Consider the following 15,254-nt stretch of genomic DNA (forward strand, 5'->3'; position numbering starts at 1 on the left):
AGGGACGGATCTGATGGCGCATCGGCGCTCCGTCGTGATCGGCTGCGGGGCGTATCTGCCCGAGACCGTCGTCACGAACACCGATCTCGCCGAGCGCGGGATCGAGACCTCGGACGAGTGGATCGTGCAGCGCACCGGCATCCGCCAGCGCCACATCGCGCGCCCCGACGAGACGACTTCGGTGCTGGGCAGCCGCGCGGCGCTCGCCGCTTTGGACGATGCCGGGCTCTCGGCCGCCGATATCGACCTCGTGATCTGCGCGACCTCGACGCCCGACCACACCTTCCCCTCCACCGCGACCCAGATCCAGGCGGCTCTGGGGATCGAGTCCGGCTTCGCCTTCGACCTGCAGGCGGTCTGTGCCGGCTTCGTCTACGCGGTCGCCACCGCCGACCGCTTCCTGACCACGGGCGGGGCCAAACGCGCCCTCGTCGTCGGCGCGGAGACCTTTTCGCGCATCCTCGACTGGGAGGATCGCACCACCTGCGTGCTCTTCGGCGACGGCGCCGGCGCGATCGTGCTGGAAGCGCGCGAGGGGGATGGGACAACGAGCGATCGCGGCGTGCTCGCGAGCTGCCTGCGCTCGGACGGGCGCCATCGCTCCAAGCTCTACGTCGATGGCGGCCCCGGCTCCACCGGCACCACGGGCAAGCTGCGGATGGAGGGCCGCGAGGTGTTCCGCTTCGCCGTCGGCTCCGTCACCGACGTGATCGCCGAGACCTTCCGCGCCTCCGGCACCACGGCGGACGACCTGTCGTGGTTCGTGCCGCATCAGGCCAACCGCCGGATCATCGAGGCCTCGGCCGACAAGCTCGGCATCGCCCGGGAGAAGGTCGTGCTCACGGTCGACCGGCACGGCAACACCTCGGCTGCCTCGATCCCCCTGGCGCTCGATGCGGCGCGCCGGGACGGGCGCATCCGCGAGGGCGACCTCGTGATGATCGAGGCGATCGGCGGCGGCTTCACCTGGGGCGCCGCGCTCATCCGCTGGTAAGCCGAACGGTTCGGACCTTCGGGCGTCTGCGGGGGGCTGGATTATCCGACGGGGATGGTTCGCAAGCTGTCAACCGCAAGGTTCGGTTGACCATGGCTCATCTGCCGATTAGCGTGTCCGATCATAGGGATACGCGGCGGGGGTTCGACTCGGCCGGGAGGGGGAGCGCATGGCGGGGAAGACGGTCACACGCGCCGATTTGAGCGAGGCCGTCTACCAGCAGGTCGGACTCTCGCGCGCCGAATCGGCCGCCCTGGTCGAGACGGTGCTCGCCGAAATCTGCAGCTGCCTGTCCGCCGGCGAAACGGTGAAGCTGTCCTCGTTCGGCTCCTTCGTCGTGCGTTCCAAGGGCAAGCGCATCGGCCGCAACCCCAAGACCGGCGTCGAGGTCGAGATCGAGCCGCGGCAGGTCATGGTGTTCAAGCCCTCGAACGTGCTGAAGGCCCGCATCAATGGCGGCCACGTCAACGGGCACGACACGGACGAGGACGATTGAGCCGCTCCGCAGGCTCGAAACCCCCCGGCCTGCGATCGGATCGGCTCGTCGCCCCCTGGCAGGCCGGAAGCCATCCCGGCCCCGTTGAAAAGACCGGATTGAGGCGCCGCCATGGGATTGCCGCTCGAAGCCCCGATCGACGAAGAGCGCGCTGAGAAGAGTCCCGGCGCCTTCCGCACCATCACCGAGGTCTCCGAGGAACTCGGCGTGCCGCAGCACGTGCTGCGCTTCTGGGAGAGCCGCTTCAGCCAGATCAAGCCGACGAAGCGCGCCGGAGGACGGCGCTACTACCGGCCCGAGGATGTCGAGCTGCTTCGGGGCATACGCCGCCTGCTGCACGGGCAGGGCTACACGATCCGCGGAGCCCAAAGGGTCCTGAAAGAGAACGGCGTGCGCTTCGTCCAGGCGGTCGGCCGGGGCGAGGCCGAGGCCGGCGCGCCGACGGGAGCGGAGCGGGACGAGGAGAGCGTCGAGGCGGCCGCCGCGGATCGCCGGGCGCTGGAGGGGGCGCTCGCCGAACTGCGCGCCTGCCGGGCTCTGCTCGCGGGGCTCGGCGACGCGAATCACGAGATGGGCGCGCCGGCCTGATGTCGTGACGGCCGGCGGCCGTCGCGAGCCGCCTGCCGCACCAACTCGCTTGTGCGCAAGGTATTGGTTCGTCTCGCGCTTTTCCGACTCGTCCCGGCTGGCGCGGCGAACATTCGACCTGAACTTTACGGGCGGAGCGGCGTTGAGGCGCCATGGCTCCCCCCCGATCCCGGATGTCTCCCACTCAGGAACTCATCGCCCGCGTCATGCGGATCGTGCGCGTATGCCCCGAGGCAGCCAACGAGGTTCTGGAGCTGATGTTTCTCGTCAGCCAGATCGAGGCCGCGACCACGGTCGATCGCGAGTATCGCGACGCGCGACGGGTCATCAGCCGCCTGCGGGCACCGCTCTGGGACATGGGGCCCGCCGACCGCGACACCTTGCTCAAGGCCGCCGAGACGATCCGCCGGGTCTGCGATCTGCCCAACCAGGAGATCCCATCCACGCCGCTGGCCGATCTTGGCGAACGGGAAAGAGTCGAGAAGGCGCTCACGCAGGCCCTGGTCGGAACGCTCGATCAGGCGCAGATCGCCCGCGTGACCGGAGCTGTCGCCGCCGCGCTCCAGCAGTGAGCGGGCGCCTGCCGCGTTGCGGCAGGACGGGAGATTCGCGGCGCAAGCCTCGACGCGGAGGAGGGGGGCCCCCACATTCCGCCTTCAGCCCGCTGTGCCGAGGCCGGATCGTCCGGCCGGCCGTTCGCGGGCCGTGAGGAGGCCAAGAAACGCCGATGGATGCGCCGACCCCCGCCCTGAAACCGATCGCAGCTCTTCCCGTCGCAGCCCTGTGGCTCGCTCTGGCGGGTCCGGCGCTCGCGCAGACCACCGTCACGCGCAGCGAGACGGTGCCCACTGGGAAGCAGGCCCGCCTCGTGATTGTGCCGAACCTCAAGAAGGACTGCTCCCTCGGTCCGATGCCGGAGATCAAGGTGACGACCGCGCCGGGCTCCGGCTCGCTCATCACCAAGGCCGGCAAGCTGAAGACGCCGGCCAAGTACCGTTGCCCGAACAAGGAGGCCGAGGTTCAGGCGCTCTTCTACCAGTCCAAGGACGGCTACACGGGCTCGGACACGGTCGTCGTCGAAATCAAGAACGCCGACGGCGAGATCGAGAAGCGGGATATCCGCATCACCGTCGACAAGGCCGACAAGGCCAAGAAGGACACGACCGACCTCTGATCCTGCCGGGCCGGTCGCTGGCCGGCCATGCTGCGCTGCGAAGACAGCGGACGCGTCGCGACGGCATCCGGCCCCGTCTGAGGGCTGGATGCCGTGCTCCGCTAGCGATGAAGGCTGCGTTAAATCCAAGTCACTCTTGGCTGTGGCGCGTTTCACACGCAGGTCTGCCGGCCTGTGGGCGGTGCGACAAATCCCGCAATGTCAGTTGCATCCAGCCCGAGACAGGATGAAGCTGTGATCAGCCTGAAGGGGGTGTTCGAATGCCGCTGCACTCGACGAACGACCTGTTCCAGAGCTTCGCTCGCGGCTATGAGGCGCGCCGCGACACGGAGATGACCCTCTCCGAATATCTTGAGGCCTGCCGCGACAATCCGCTGATGTACGCCTCCGCGGCCGAGCGCATCCTCGACGCGATCGGTCAGCCCGAGATGGTGGACACCGCCCGAGACGCACGCCTCGGCCGTGTCTTCATGAACCGCACGATCCGGGTCTATCCGGCCTTCGCCGAATTCTACGGCATGGAGGAAACGATCGAGCGGATCGTCTCGTTCTTCCGCCACGCCGCGCAGGGGTTGGAGGAGCGCAAGCAGATCCTCTACCTGCTCGGCCCCGTCGGCGGCGGCAAGTCGTCGCTGGCCGAGCGCCTCAAGGCGCTGATGGAGGTCCACCCGGTCTACGTGCTGAAGGCCGGCGACGAGGTTTCGCCGGTCTTCGAGAGCCCGCTCGGCCTGTTCGATCCCGAAGTCATGGGCCGGGAGATCGAGGAGCGCTTCGGCATCCCGCGCCGGCGTCTGACCGGCCTGATGAGCCCCTGGGCCCTCAAGCGCCTCGACGAGTTCGACGGCGACATCTCCCGCTTCAAGGTGATCAAGGTGCGGCCCTCGCGCCTGCGCCAGATCGCCATCGCCAAGACCGAGCCGGGCGACGAGAACAACCAGGATATCTCCTCGCTCGTCGGCAAGGTGGACATCCGCCGGCTCGAGACGCTCTCCCAGGCCGACCCGGACGCCTACAGCTACTCGGGCGGCCTCAACCGGGCGAACCAGGGCGTTCTCGAATTCGTCGAGATGTTCAAGGCGCCGATCAAGATGCTCCACCCCCTGCTCACCGCGACGCAGGAGGGCAACTACGTCGGCACCGAGAACATCGGCGCGATCCCCTTTACCGGCGTGATCCTGGCCCACTCGAACGAGGCCGAGTGGCAATCGTTCAAGACCAACAAGAACAACGAAGCCTTCATCGACCGCATCTACGTCATCAAGGTGCCCTACTGCCTCCGGGTCACGGAGGAGCAGCGCATCTACGAGAAGCTGATTTCGGGCTCCGAACTGTCCACGGCGGCCTGCGCCCCGGGCACGCTGGAGATGCTGGCCCGCTTCTCGGTGCTCTCGCGCCTGCGCGAGCACGCCAACTCCAACCTGTTCTCGAAGATGCGGGTCTACGACGGCGAGAGCCTTCGCGAGGTCGATCCCCGTGCCCGCTCGATGCAGGAATACAAGGACACGGCGGGCGTCGACGAGGGTATGGACGGGATCTCGACCCGCTTCGCCTTCAAGGTTCTGGCCGCGACCTTCAACCACGACACCACCGAGGTCTCGGCCGATCCGGTCCACCTGATGTACGTGCTTGAGCAGGCGATCCGGCGCGAACAGCTGGCACCGGAGACGGAGAAGCGCTTCATCGAGTTCATCAAGACCGAACTCGCCCCGCGCTACGCCGAGTTCATCGGCCACGAGATCCAGAAGGCCTATCTCGAATCCTACCACGATTACGGGCAGAACCTGTTCGACCGCTACATCGACTACGCGGATGCCTGGATCGAGGATCAGGACTTCAAGGACGCCGAGACCGGCCAGCTCCTCAACCGCGAACTCCTGAACCAGGAGCTGACGAAGATCGAGAAGCCGGCGGGCATCGCCAATCCGAAGGATTTCCGCAACGAGGTGGTGAAGTTCGCCCTGCGCTCGCGGGCGCAGCACGGCGGCCGCAACCCCTCCTGGACCAGTTATGAAAAACTGCGCGAGGTGATCGAGCGGCGGATGTTCTCGCAGGTCGAGGAACTGCTGCCCGTGATCTCGTTTGGCTCGAAGAAGGATAGCGAGACCGAGAAGAAGCACGGCGAGTTCGTCGATCGCATGACCGACCGGGGCTACACCGAGCGGCAGGTCCGACGACTCGTGGAATGGTACATGCGCGTGAAGCAGGCGGGTTGAGGGGGCTTCCCCTGAGCATCCGCCGCACTTTCGCACCTTTGTCCCTCGACCAGGGACGTGAGACTAGGCGCTGAGCGACCCCGGATGCACATCGTCGACCGTCGGCTCAATCCAGGTGGGAAGAGCCTCCCGAACCGCCAGCGCTTCCTGCGCCGGGTCAAGGACGTCGCGCAGCGCGCGGTTCGGGAATCCGCCCGCGAGAAGGACATCAAGAACCTCGGCAAGGACGGGCGCATCACCGTGCCCGGCGACGGGGTGCGCGAGCCGCGCTTCTCCCGCCAGCCGGGCTCGGGCCATCAGGACTACATCCTGCCCGGCAACAAGACCTACGTGGAGGGCGACCGCATCGAGCGCCCGCCGGGCGGCGGGGGCGGTAGCGGCTCCGGGGAAGGCGGCGAGGGCGGCGAGAACAGCGAGGACGCCTTCCACTTCGTCCTGACCCGCGAAGAATTCCTCGACCTCTTCCTCGAAGACCTCGAACTGCCCGATCTCGCCAAGCGCCGCCTCGCCATCGTCGAGACGGAAGGCCTGCGCCGGGCCGGCTACACCGTCTCGGGTTCGCCGGCCAACCTCGCGCTCTCCCGCACCCTGCGCAATTCCATGTCCCGGCGCATCGCCCTCAAGCGGCCGAAGCTGGAGGAGGTCTCGGCGCTGGAGGCCGAGATCGCCGAGGCCGAGGCGGCCAACGATCCGCGCCTGCCCGACCTGCAGCTCAAGCTTCTCGGCCTGAGGGAGCGCTCCAAGCGCATCCCCTACGTCGATCCGATCGACCTGCGCTTCCGCCGCTTCGAGCCCTATCCGAAGCCGATCGCCCAGGCCGTGATGTTCTGCCTGATGGACGTCTCGGGCTCGATGACCGAGCACATGAAGGATCTGGCCAAGCGCTTCTACATCCTGCTGCACATCTTCCTGACGCGCCGCTACAAGCATGTCGAGATCGTCTTCATCCGCCATACGGACAAGGCTACGGAGGTGGACGAGGAGACCTTCTTCGGCTCCCGCGAGACCGGCGGTACGCTCGTCTCCTCCGCGCTGGTCGAAATGAAGCGCATCGTCACCGAGCGTTACTCACCGGACGACTGGAACATCTACGCGGCGCAAGCCTCTGACGGCGACAACGTCTCTTCCGACGGTCCGACCTCGACGGAACTCTTGCGCGCCCACATCCTGCCGGCCTGCCAGCACTTCGCTTATCTCGAAGTCGGCGACGAGAACGGCCCGCGCGCGGGCTTCGTCGAGCACCGCACCACTCTGTGGCGAACCTACGAGGCTCTGGCCAAGGCCGGCGAGCCGCTCGCCATGCGCAAGGTGAACCACCGCCGCGACATCTACCCCGTGTTCCGCGAGCTGTTCGGCCGCAAGGACGCGCGGGCGGAGGCGTAGCGATCGACCTCCTCGCGAGGGGAGGAGAGACAGCGTCGAAGAGAAGGGCCGACATGGTCGCGAGCCTGAGCCGCACGAAGTCCACGGCGCCCAAGCCCGGAGAGTTGCTGTTCACCGGCAACGACTGGGACTTCGAGACGATCCGGCGCATCCACGATGCCTGCGAGGCGGTGGCCGGGCCGGAACTCGGCCTGTCGTGGTACCCGAACCAGATAGAGATCATCACCGCCGAGCAGATGCTCGACGCCTATGCCTCGATCGGGATGCCGCTGTTCTACAAGCACTGGTCCTTCGGCAAGCACTTCGCCCAGCACGAGGCGAGCTATCGCCGCGGCCTGATGGGGCTCGCCTACGAGATCGTCATCAACTCCGATCCGTGCATCTCCTACGTCATGGAGGAGAATACGGCCACGATGCAGACGCTGGTGATCGCCCACGCCGCCTTCGGCCACAACCACTTCTTCAAGAACAACTATCTGTTTAAGCAGTGGACCGACGCGGAGGGCATCCTCGACTATCTCGACTTCGCCAAGAGCTACATCGCCCGCTGCGAGGAGCGCTACGGGCACCAAGCGGTCGAGCACGTGCTCGACGCCGCCCATGCGCTGATGAGCCAGGGCGTCCACCGCTACCCCCGCAAGAAGCGGCCGGATCTGGCGAGCGAGCAGCGCCGGGAGCGTGAGCGCGAGGAGCACGGCGAGCAGATCTACAACGACCTCTGGCGCACCCTGCCGGCCAAGACCGGCGCGGCCAAGGGCGACCCGGCCCTGGAGCGGCGCAAGGCACTGCTGGAACTGCCCCAGGAGAACATCCTCTACTTCCTGGAGAAGGTGGCGCCGCGCCTGCGGCCCTGGCAGCGCGAGATTCTTCGGATTGTCCGGCTCGTGGCGCAGTATTTCTACCCGCAGCGCCAGACGAAGGTGATGAACGAGGGCTGCGCCACCTACTGCCACTACCGGATCATGAACGCGCTCTCGCAGAAAGGTCAGCTCAGCGAGGCGGCCTATCTCGAGTTCCTGACCTCGCACACCAACGTCATCCGCCAGCCGACCTTCGACGATCGCTCCTTCGGCGGCCACAATCCTTATGCGCTGGGCTTTGCCATGATGCAGGACATCGCCCGCATCGTGGAGCAGCCCAGCCAAGAGGACCGGGAGTGGTTCCCCGACATCGCCGGCACCGGCGATGCCATGGGCGTGCTGCGCGACTGCTGGGAGAATTACCGCGACGAGAGCTTCATCGCGCAGTTCCTGAGCCCGAAGCTGATGCGCGACATGCGCCTGTTCCACGTCGTGGACGATCCCGACGAGCCGGAGATGCGCGTGGAGGCGATCCACGACGAGCGCGGCTACCGCAAGATGCGCCGCTCCTTCGCCCGTCAATACGACGTGGCGTGGCTCGACCCGGACATCGAGGTGGTGGACGTGGACTTGGAGGGCGACCGCAAGCTCATCCTCCACCACAAGGCGCTCAACCGGATCACCCTGCAGAGGGAGGACGCCCGGCGGGTGCTCCAGCACCTCGCCGACCTCTGGGGCTACGATGCGGTGCTGAAAGAGGTCGATCCGGCGAGCGGCGCGGTGCTGGTCGAGCACTCGGCGAGCGCACGGCCGATCTTCTTCTGAGCCGCTTCGTTGTTCTCGCTGAACGCTTGCTTCCCGCTTCCGTCATTGCGAGGCGAAGCCGAAGCAATCCAGTGCGCCGCCTCTTCCGGAAAGGTCGCGCCGCTGAATCGCTTTGCCGACGCTCGCGATGACGGAGTGTGGCCGAACCCCGGAAGCGATCGGCTGGAGACCGTCAGAGCGAAAGGATCGCGGCCCCAGCGTCGCGCGCCTGAGCCGTGAAACGAACGCGGCCCCCCTCCAACGCGGCGCCGCCGCCCGCGATCAGGGCGAGCGCCGCCGGGTAGAGCCGGTGCTCCTGCACGATCACGCGGGCGCTTAAGCTGTCGGCATCGTCGCCCGGAAGCACCGGCACGGCAGCCTGCGCCACGATCGGACCGGCATCGAGTTCGGGTACGACGTAGTGCACGGTGCAGCCGTGCAGACGCACCCCCGCTTCCAACGCGCGCTCATGGGTGTGCGTGCCCTTGAACAACGGCAGCAGCGAGGGGTGGATGTTGATCATCCGGCCCGCCCACGCCTCGACGAAGGCGTCGGTGAGGATGCGCATGAAGCCGGCGAGCACGATCAGCTCGATGCCCGCTTCGTCCAGCTCCGCCCGGAGCGCGGCGTCGAAGCGGGCACGATCGGGGAACGCCTTGTGGTCGATGGCGCGGGCCGGGATGCCGGCCTCCCGCGCGCGGTCGAGGCCGGCGGCGTCGGGACGGTTCGAGAGAACGAGCACGATCTCGGCCGGATAGTCGGGCGCCCGTGCCGCCTCGATCAGCGAGACCATGTTCGAGCCGCGACCCGAGATCAGGATCGCGACGCGCTTCCTCGGGATTGGGGCGCTCACAGGGCGAGCTGCCCCTTGAAGGTCACCGGCTCGGCGCCCCGCTCGGTGATGTGCCCGAGCAGGACCGGCGCCTCGCCGGCCTCGGTCAGTGCGTCGGCTACGGCATCCGCCGCGTCGGCAGCGGCGACCACCACCATGCCGATGCCGCAGTTGAAGGTGCGCAGCATTTCCGCTTCCGCCACACCCCCCTCGCGCGCCAGCCAGCCGAAGACCGGCGGCACGGCAATCGCCGAGAGGTCGATCTCGATGCCGACGCCGTCGGGCAGGACGCGGGGAAGGTTGTCGGGGAAGCCGCCGCCGGTGATGTGGGCAAGCGCCCGGATGCCGCCGGCCCGTTTCAGGGCGGCGAGCAGCGGCTTTACGTAGATCCGGGTCGGTTCCAGCAGCGCCTCGCCGAGGCTGCGGCCGGCGGCGAACGGCGCGTCGGCGTCATAGCCGAGGCCGGTCTTGGCCACGATCCGACGCACCAGCGAGAACCCGTTCGAGTGGACGCCCGACGAGGGCAGGCCGAGCACGACATCGCCGGGCAGGATGCCGGGGCGCGGCAGCAGCGTGCCGCGCTCGGCCGCGCCCACCGAGAAGCCGGCCAGATCGTAGTCGGCGCCGTCGTAGAGGCCCGGCATCTCGGCGGTCTCGCCGCCGATCAGCGCGCAGCCCGCCTGCCGGCAGCCCTCGGCGATGCCGCGCACGATGTCGGCGCCGACGCCGGGCACCAGCTTGCCGGTGGCGTAGTAGTCGAGGAAGAACAGCGGCTCGGCACCCTGCACGATGATGTCGTTGACGCACATCGCCACGAGGTCGATGCCGATCGTGTGGTGGCGCCCGGTCTCGATGGCGATCTTGACCTTGGTGCCGACACCGTCGTTGGCAGCGACCAGGATCGCATCCTTGAAGCCCGCCGCCTTGAGGTCGAACAGGCCGCCGAAGCCGCCGATCTCGGCGTCCGCCCCAGGCCGGCGCGTGGCGCGCACCAGCGGCTTGATGGTCTCGACGAGCGCGTTGCCCGCGTCGATATCGACGCCCGCCTGCGCGTAGGTGAGCCCGTTCCCGTCCTGCGCCGTCATCGCCGCCCCGTCGTCCGGTAATTGCTGGTCAATTGGCCGATCATGCGGAAATCCGCTGCCACATCGCGGCGCGATTGACCACTGTCACCGGCGGGGGACGGCCCGCTCGGGCACAGCATCATGCCGTGCCGCGGGCAAAAAGCGCCTCGAACAGGGCGGCCGAGCGCTCCAGCCCCTCCGGCGTCAGCCGGACCGACTTCTCCTCGCCGACGGGGGCGTCGATCAGGCCTTTGGCATGAAGCCGGCCCAGCACGTCCCAGGACTGCTCCTTCCAGGCCCGGTCACCGTCGTGCAGCGTGAGCTGGAGGAGGGCGAGAACCGCTGCGTCGATCCGGTCGATATCCTCGGTGTCCATGGCGTCACGTCTCCGTCGAGGCCGGGCTTCCATCGAACGCCCTCCCGCCGCGCGGGGCAAGACCCGCCTTGACCGGGCGTGCGGTGCTTCCCACTGTCCCGGCCGGACGGATTTACACAAAGGACGGGCGCGCGATGCGTGGGCGGGCAATCATCGGGCTCTCGATCCTCGCGGTCGTGGTCTTCCTGCTCTACGAACTGCGCGAGGTGATGCTGCCCTTCGTGGCGGGGCTGGCGCTCGCCTACCTGCTCGATCCGCTGGCCGACCGGCTGGAACGACTCGGCCTCGGGCGGCTTGCCGCCACGCTGCTGATCCTGTCGGGCTTCGTGGTCGGGTTCGTGGTGTTGCTCATCATCGTGGTGCCGCTGGCCGCCGGCCAGATCGCCTCGCTCGTCAATTCACTACCGAATATGGTCGGGCGCCTGCAGAGCATCCTCGTGGAGCGGGCGGGGCCGCTCCTCCAGCGCGTCGGCGGCACCGAAGTCGTCAACGAGTTGCAATCCTCCGTCGGCACGCTGGTGGGGCAGGGCGGGGCGTGGTTCCTGGCCTTCCTCAAGTCGCTCTGGACGGGAAGCCAGGCGCTGGTCTCCATCGCCTCGCTGCTGGTCGTGACGCCGGTCGTGGCCTTCTACGTGCTGCACGACTGGGACCGGATGATCGCCACCCTCGACGGCTGGGTGCCGCCGCGCCACCGTCCGACCGCGCGGCGGCTGGCGGGCGAGATCGACGGTGCGGTGACCGGCTTCGTGCGCGGCCAGAGTCTCGTCTGCCTGATCCTCGGCTCGTTCTACGCCGTCGGCCTGTTCCTGGTCGGGCTCAACTTCGGCGTGCTGATCGGGATGATCTCGGGCTTCCTCACCTTCATTCCCTATGTCGGCACGCTCACCGGTTTCATGCTCTCCGTCGGCGTCGCCCTCGTGCAGTGGTGGCCGACCGGCGACTGGCTGCATATCGGCCTGACCGTCGGCGTCTTCCTCGTCGGGCAGTTTCTCGAGGGCAACGTGATCTCGCCCAAGCTCGTGGGCGACTCGGTCGGCCTCCATCCGGTCTGGCTGATGTTCGCGCTGCTCGCCTTCGGCTCGCTGTTCGGCTTCCTCGGGCTCCTGCTCGCGGTGCCGGTGGCCGCCTCCATCGGCGTGATCGTGCGCTTCGGCATCGAGCGATATCTCGAAAGCAAGATCTACCGAGGCGACGGACCGGTGCTGATCGGGGATTCCGCGAGCCCCTCGCTGCCTGCTCGCGATTGATCGCGCGCGACGGTGTATGGTGGGCGGATGCGCGACAAAGCTCCCCCGAAGCAGCTCACCTTCGACCTGCCGCTCGATCCGCGCTTCGGCGCCGAGGACTTCCTCGTCAGCCCCTCCAACGAGGAGGCCTATGCCCTGATCGAAGCTTGGCCCGACTGGCCGGACACCGTGTTCCTGCTTCGCGGCCCGCCGGGCAGCGGCAAGAGCCACCTCGCCTCGATCTGGGCGACGCGGGCGCAGGCCTGGACGGTCGCCGCCGCGGAGATCGACGGGAGCAACGTCTCCCACCTGATCTCCAACGGCGCCCTCGTGATCGAGGACGTGGACCGCGAGGCGGGCCGCGACGAGGCGGCCCTGTTCCACCTGCTCAACCTCGCCCGCGAGCGGCGCTTCCCCGTGCTGCTCACGGCCTCCGCCCCGGTCGACGCCTACGGCCTGAAGGTCGCGGATCTGCGCTCGCGCCTGCGGCTGGCGCCGGGTGCCGAGATCGGCCCGCCGGATGACGGGTTGCTCCGGGCGGTCATCGTCAAGCTGTTCGTGGACCGGCAGCTCGTGGTCGATCTCGCCGTCGTGGACGCCCTTGCCCTGCGGATCGACCGCTCGCTCGACCGGGCCCGCGCGGTGGTGGCCGAACTCGACCGCGATGCCCTCGGACGGCGGCGGCGCATCACCCGGCCCCTCGCCCTCGCCGTCCTCGACCGGCTGGACGCTGCCGACGGGGCGGAGGAGGATGGCGACGAGGCCGAGAGCGGTGCCGAGGGAGCCGGAGACGGAGCCGCGTAAGCCCCGGCCCGTTGTCATCAAACCGTCAAACAGGTTCGGCCGCGCCATGGTAGGAGCCGGGCCGAGCGAAGCGGAAGGGAGCCAGCGCGTTGTCGGAAGTGGAGTCGGAAGTCGCCGCCCGGGACGTGGAGGCGGAGGCCGAGGAGACCAGCCTTGCCACGGAGCGGGGCGTGCGCAGCGAGTCGGCCCGCGCCCGGACCGCCCGCGCTGCCCGCATCCTCGCCGCCGAGAAGGCCGCCGAGAAGCCGGCCGAGCCCGATACGGCCGGGGAAGCCGAGGCGGCGGAGGCTGCCCGCGAGCCGGTGCTGGAAGCCGGCCGCTCCCTGCGGCACTCCCCCGAGCGCTTCGTGAACCGCGAGCTGTCCTGGCTCCAGTTCAATCGCCGGGTGCTGGAGGAATCCTCCAATCCGAACCATCCGCTCCTGGAGCAGCTGCGCTTCCTCTCGATCTCGGCCAACAATCTGGACGAGTTCTTCATGGTGCGCGTGGCCGGCCTGCACGATCAGGTCCGCGCCGGTCTCGTCGTGCCCTCTCAGGACGGCCTGACCCCCTCCGAGCAGCTCGCCCGCATCGGCACCGAGGTTTCGCGGCTGGCCCTCGACCAGCAGGATCGCTGGCGGGTGCTGCGGGAGGAGCTGAACACGGCCGGCATCCACCTCGCCGAGCCTGTCGAGCTGTCGGACGCGCATCTGGCGTGGCTCGACGACTACTTCCTGTCCTACATCTTCCCGGTGCTGACGCCGCTCGCCATCGATCCGGCGCATCCCTTCCCGTTCATCCCGAATCTGGGCTTCACGGTCGCGCTGATGATGGTGCGGCCCCGCGACGGGCGGACCCTGCGCGCGCTGATCCGTCTGCCGTCCCTGCTCGACCGCTTCGTGCGCCTGCCCGACGTGGCCGGGGACGGCACCGCCCGCTTCATCGCCATCGAGCAGGTGATCGCGAAATACGCGAGCCGGCTCTTCCCCGGCTACTCGCTCAAAGGGCAGGGTGCCTTCCGCGTCGTGCGCGACTCCGATCTGGAAATCGAGGAGGAGGCCGAAGACCTCGTCCTGCACTTCGAATCCGCGATCAAGCGCCGCCGCCGCGGCGTCGTCATCCGCCTGGAGGTCGAGGCGGGCATGACGGAGGAGCTGCGCGCCTTCGTCGCCGACGAGCTGGAGATGGCGCCCGACTCGGTCTTCGTGGTCGAGGGGATGCTGGCGCTCAACGAGCTCTCGCAGATCGTAGGGATCGACCGGCCCGATCTCAAGTTCAAGCCCTACAACCCGCGCTTCCCCGAGCGCATTCGGGAGTCGGGCGGCGACGTTTTCGCCGCGATCCGGCAGAAGGACTTCATCGTCCACCACCCCTACGAGTCGTTCGACTCCGTGGTGCAGTTCCTCGCGCAGGCCGCCCGCGACCCGAACGTGGTGGCGATCAAGCAGACGCTCTACCGCACCTCGTCGAATTCGCCGATCGTGGCCGCGCTGGCGGAAGCCGCGGAGGCCGGCAAGTCGGTGACCGCGCTCGTCGAGCTGAAGGCCCGCTTCGATGAGGAGGCCAATATCCGCTGGGCGCGAAACCTCGAGAAGGCGGGCGCGCAGGTGGTGTTCGGCTTCGTCGAGCTGAAGACCCACGCCAAGCTCTCGATGGTGGTGCGCCGGGAGGGCGACCGCCTCGTCACCTACTGCCATCTCGGGACGGGCAATTATCACCCGATCACCGCCCGCATCTACACGGACCTGTCCTTCTTCACCGCCGACCCGGCCATTGCCCGGGACGTCTCGCGCATCTTCAACTTCGTCACCGGCTACGCCGAGCCGGCGGAACTGGAGCGCATGGCGGTCTCGCCGCTGACCCTGAAGCCGCGTCTGCTTCAGCATATCGAGGAGGAGATCGCCCATGCCCGGGCCGGGCGTCCGGCGGCGATCTGGATCAAGTGCAACTCGCTGGTCGATGCGCAGATCATCGACGCGCTCTACGATGCGAGCGCGGAGGGTGTGCAGATCGACTGCATCGTGCGCGGCATCTGCTGCCTGCGACCGGGCATCCCGGGCCTGTCCGAAACGATCCGGGTGAAGTCGATCGTCGGGCGCTTCCTCGAGCACGAGCGCGTCTACGCCTTCGGCAACGGCGCCGGGCTGCCGCATCCGAAGGCCACCGTCTACATCTCCTCGGCCGACCTGATGCAGCGCAACCTCGACCGGCGGGTCGAGGCTCTGCTGCCCATCACCAATCCGACTGTGCACCAGCAGGTGCTCGACCAGATCATGCTGGCCAACCTCCTCGACAACAGACAGAGCTGGCGTGTACTGGCGTCGGGTGCCAGCGAGCGGATCGGCCCCGCGGAGGGGGAGGAACCGTTCAATGCGCACAAGTATTTCATGACGAATCCGAGCCTGTCCGGGCGCGGCAAGTCATCGAAGAAATCGAGCCCACGGGCGCTCAGCCGCCGCGCCCAGCGGTCCTGACGACGACCTGATCCGGGCCGGCGATCGGCCCGGCACCATCGTGAGCG

General features: G+C 68.1%; 14 protein-coding genes. 11 read left to right on the forward strand and 3 right to left on the reverse strand.

From position 1 onward, the window contains the following. Window positions 1–13 precede the first annotated feature (13 nt). From BY998_RS15715 to BY998_RS15750, 8 genes are all read left to right on the forward strand, one after another. Complete coding sequence (locus BY998_RS15715; RefSeq protein ID WP_110352591.1) at window positions 14–994, forward strand: beta-ketoacyl-ACP synthase III; 981 nt, start codon at window positions 14–16, stop codon at window positions 992–994. Between the two features lie 169 nt (window positions 995–1,163). Then, window positions 1,164–1,490: an integration host factor subunit alpha gene (locus BY998_RS15720; RefSeq protein ID WP_110352550.1), complete on the forward strand. Its 327-nt coding sequence runs from the start codon at window positions 1,164–1,166 to the stop codon at window positions 1,488–1,490. A 111-nt stretch (window positions 1,491–1,601) separates the two neighbouring features. Then, window positions 1,602–2,078 (forward strand): MerR family transcriptional regulator, encoded by a 477-nt coding sequence (locus BY998_RS15725; RefSeq protein ID WP_110352551.1) that lies wholly within the window; start codon window positions 1,602–1,604, stop codon window positions 2,076–2,078. Between the two features lie 152 nt (window positions 2,079–2,230). Next, a complete protein-coding gene (locus BY998_RS15730) occupies window positions 2,231–2,650 on the forward strand; it encodes a hypothetical protein (protein WP_110352552.1) in 420 nt (139 codons plus the stop codon). 155 nt (window positions 2,651–2,805) lie between these two features. Continuing rightward, window positions 2,806–3,252 (forward strand): 4-aminobutyrate aminotransferase, encoded by a 447-nt coding sequence (locus BY998_RS15735; RefSeq protein ID WP_110352553.1) that lies wholly within the window; start codon window positions 2,806–2,808, stop codon window positions 3,250–3,252. A gap of 260 nt (window positions 3,253–3,512) precedes the next feature. After that, window positions 3,513–5,465 (forward strand): PrkA family serine protein kinase, encoded by a 1,953-nt coding sequence (locus BY998_RS15740; RefSeq protein ID WP_110352554.1) that lies wholly within the window; start codon window positions 3,513–3,515, stop codon window positions 5,463–5,465. Between the two features lie 84 nt (window positions 5,466–5,549). Then, window positions 5,550–6,848 (forward strand): YeaH/YhbH family protein, encoded by a 1,299-nt coding sequence (locus tag BY998_RS15745; RefSeq protein ID WP_110352555.1) that lies wholly within the window; start codon window positions 5,550–5,552, stop codon window positions 6,846–6,848. Between the two features lie 53 nt (window positions 6,849–6,901). Then, window positions 6,902–8,473 carry a SpoVR family protein gene (locus BY998_RS15750; RefSeq protein ID WP_110352556.1) on the forward strand — a complete coding sequence of 524 codons (1,572 nt, stop codon included), beginning with the start codon at window positions 6,902–6,904 and terminating at the stop codon, window positions 8,471–8,473. 172 nt (window positions 8,474–8,645) lie between these two features. Here the strand turns inward: BY998_RS15750 and purN are convergent, their stop codons facing one another. The 3 genes from purN to BY998_RS15765 all read right to left on the reverse strand — a co-directional run bounded on the left by purN (window position 8,646) and on the right by BY998_RS15765 (window position 10,724). Next, window positions 8,646–9,305 (reverse strand): phosphoribosylglycinamide formyltransferase, encoded by a 660-nt coding sequence (gene purN, locus BY998_RS15755; RefSeq protein ID WP_110352557.1) that lies wholly within the window; start codon window positions 9,303–9,305, stop codon window positions 8,646–8,648. Next, window positions 9,302–10,369: a phosphoribosylformylglycinamidine cyclo-ligase gene (gene purM, locus BY998_RS15760; RefSeq protein ID WP_110352558.1), complete on the reverse strand. Its 1,068-nt coding sequence runs from the start codon at window positions 10,367–10,369 to the stop codon at window positions 9,302–9,304. Before purM ends, purN begins: the two co-directional genes overlap by 4 nt. A gap of 118 nt (window positions 10,370–10,487) precedes the next feature. Then, window positions 10,488–10,724, reverse strand: coding sequence for a DUF6429 family protein (locus tag BY998_RS15765; protein WP_110352559.1), 237 nt, complete (start codon window positions 10,722–10,724; stop codon window positions 10,488–10,490). 134 nt (window positions 10,725–10,858) lie between these two features. On the opposite strand from BY998_RS15765, the gene BY998_RS15770 reads away from it, so the two are divergent. The 3 genes from BY998_RS15770 (at window position 10,859) to BY998_RS15780 (ending at window position 15,207) form a co-directional block, all read left to right on the forward strand. Then, entirely contained in the window at window positions 10,859–11,971 is a 1,113-nt protein-coding gene (locus BY998_RS15770; RefSeq protein ID WP_110352560.1) for an AI-2E family transporter, read from the forward strand. A 27-nt stretch (window positions 11,972–11,998) separates the two neighbouring features. Beyond that, window positions 11,999–12,754 carry a hypothetical protein gene (locus tag BY998_RS15775; protein WP_110352561.1) on the forward strand — a complete coding sequence of 252 codons (756 nt, stop codon included), beginning with the start codon at window positions 11,999–12,001 and terminating at the stop codon, window positions 12,752–12,754. A gap of 89 nt (window positions 12,755–12,843) precedes the next feature. After that, complete coding sequence (locus BY998_RS15780) at window positions 12,844–15,207, forward strand: RNA degradosome polyphosphate kinase (protein ID WP_110352562.1); 2,364 nt, start codon at window positions 12,844–12,846, stop codon at window positions 15,205–15,207. Window positions 15,208–15,254: the final 47 nt, after the last annotated feature.

This window comes from Methylobacterium sp. B4, from assembly GCF_003201865.1.
Taxonomy (GTDB): domain Bacteria; phylum Pseudomonadota; class Alphaproteobacteria; order Rhizobiales; family Beijerinckiaceae; genus Methylobacterium.

Coding starts and splice junctions, on each gene's coding strand:
- BY998_RS15720 (WP_110352550.1), top strand. CDS start 1,164: ATGGCGGGGAAGACGGTCACACGCGCCGATTTGAGCGAGGCCGTCTAC.
- BY998_RS15775 (WP_110352561.1), top strand. CDS start 11,999: ATGCGCGACAAAGCTCCCCCGAAGCAGCTCACCTTCGACCTGCCGCTC.
- BY998_RS15735 (WP_110352553.1), top strand. CDS start 2,806: ATGGATGCGCCGACCCCCGCCCTGAAACCGATCGCAGCTCTTCCCGTC.
- BY998_RS15740 (WP_110352554.1), top strand. CDS start 3,513: ATGCCGCTGCACTCGACGAACGACCTGTTCCAGAGCTTCGCTCGCGGC.
- BY998_RS15725 (WP_110352551.1), top strand. CDS start 1,602: ATGGGATTGCCGCTCGAAGCCCCGATCGACGAAGAGCGCGCTGAGAAG.
- BY998_RS15750 (WP_110352556.1), top strand. CDS start 6,902: ATGGTCGCGAGCCTGAGCCGCACGAAGTCCACGGCGCCCAAGCCCGGA.
- BY998_RS15730 (WP_110352552.1), top strand. CDS start 2,231: ATGGCTCCCCCCCGATCCCGGATGTCTCCCACTCAGGAACTCATCGCC.
- purM (WP_110352558.1), bottom strand. CDS start 10,369: ATGACGGCGCAGGACGGGAACGGGCTCACCTACGCGCAGGCGGGCGTC.
- BY998_RS15765 (WP_110352559.1), bottom strand. CDS start 10,724: ATGGACACCGAGGATATCGACCGGATCGACGCAGCGGTTCTCGCCCTC.
- BY998_RS15770 (WP_110352560.1), top strand. CDS start 10,859: ATGCGTGGGCGGGCAATCATCGGGCTCTCGATCCTCGCGGTCGTGGTC.
- BY998_RS15745 (WP_110352555.1), top strand. CDS start 5,550: ATGCACATCGTCGACCGTCGGCTCAATCCAGGTGGGAAGAGCCTCCCG.
- BY998_RS15715 (WP_110352591.1), top strand. CDS start 14: ATGGCGCATCGGCGCTCCGTCGTGATCGGCTGCGGGGCGTATCTGCCC.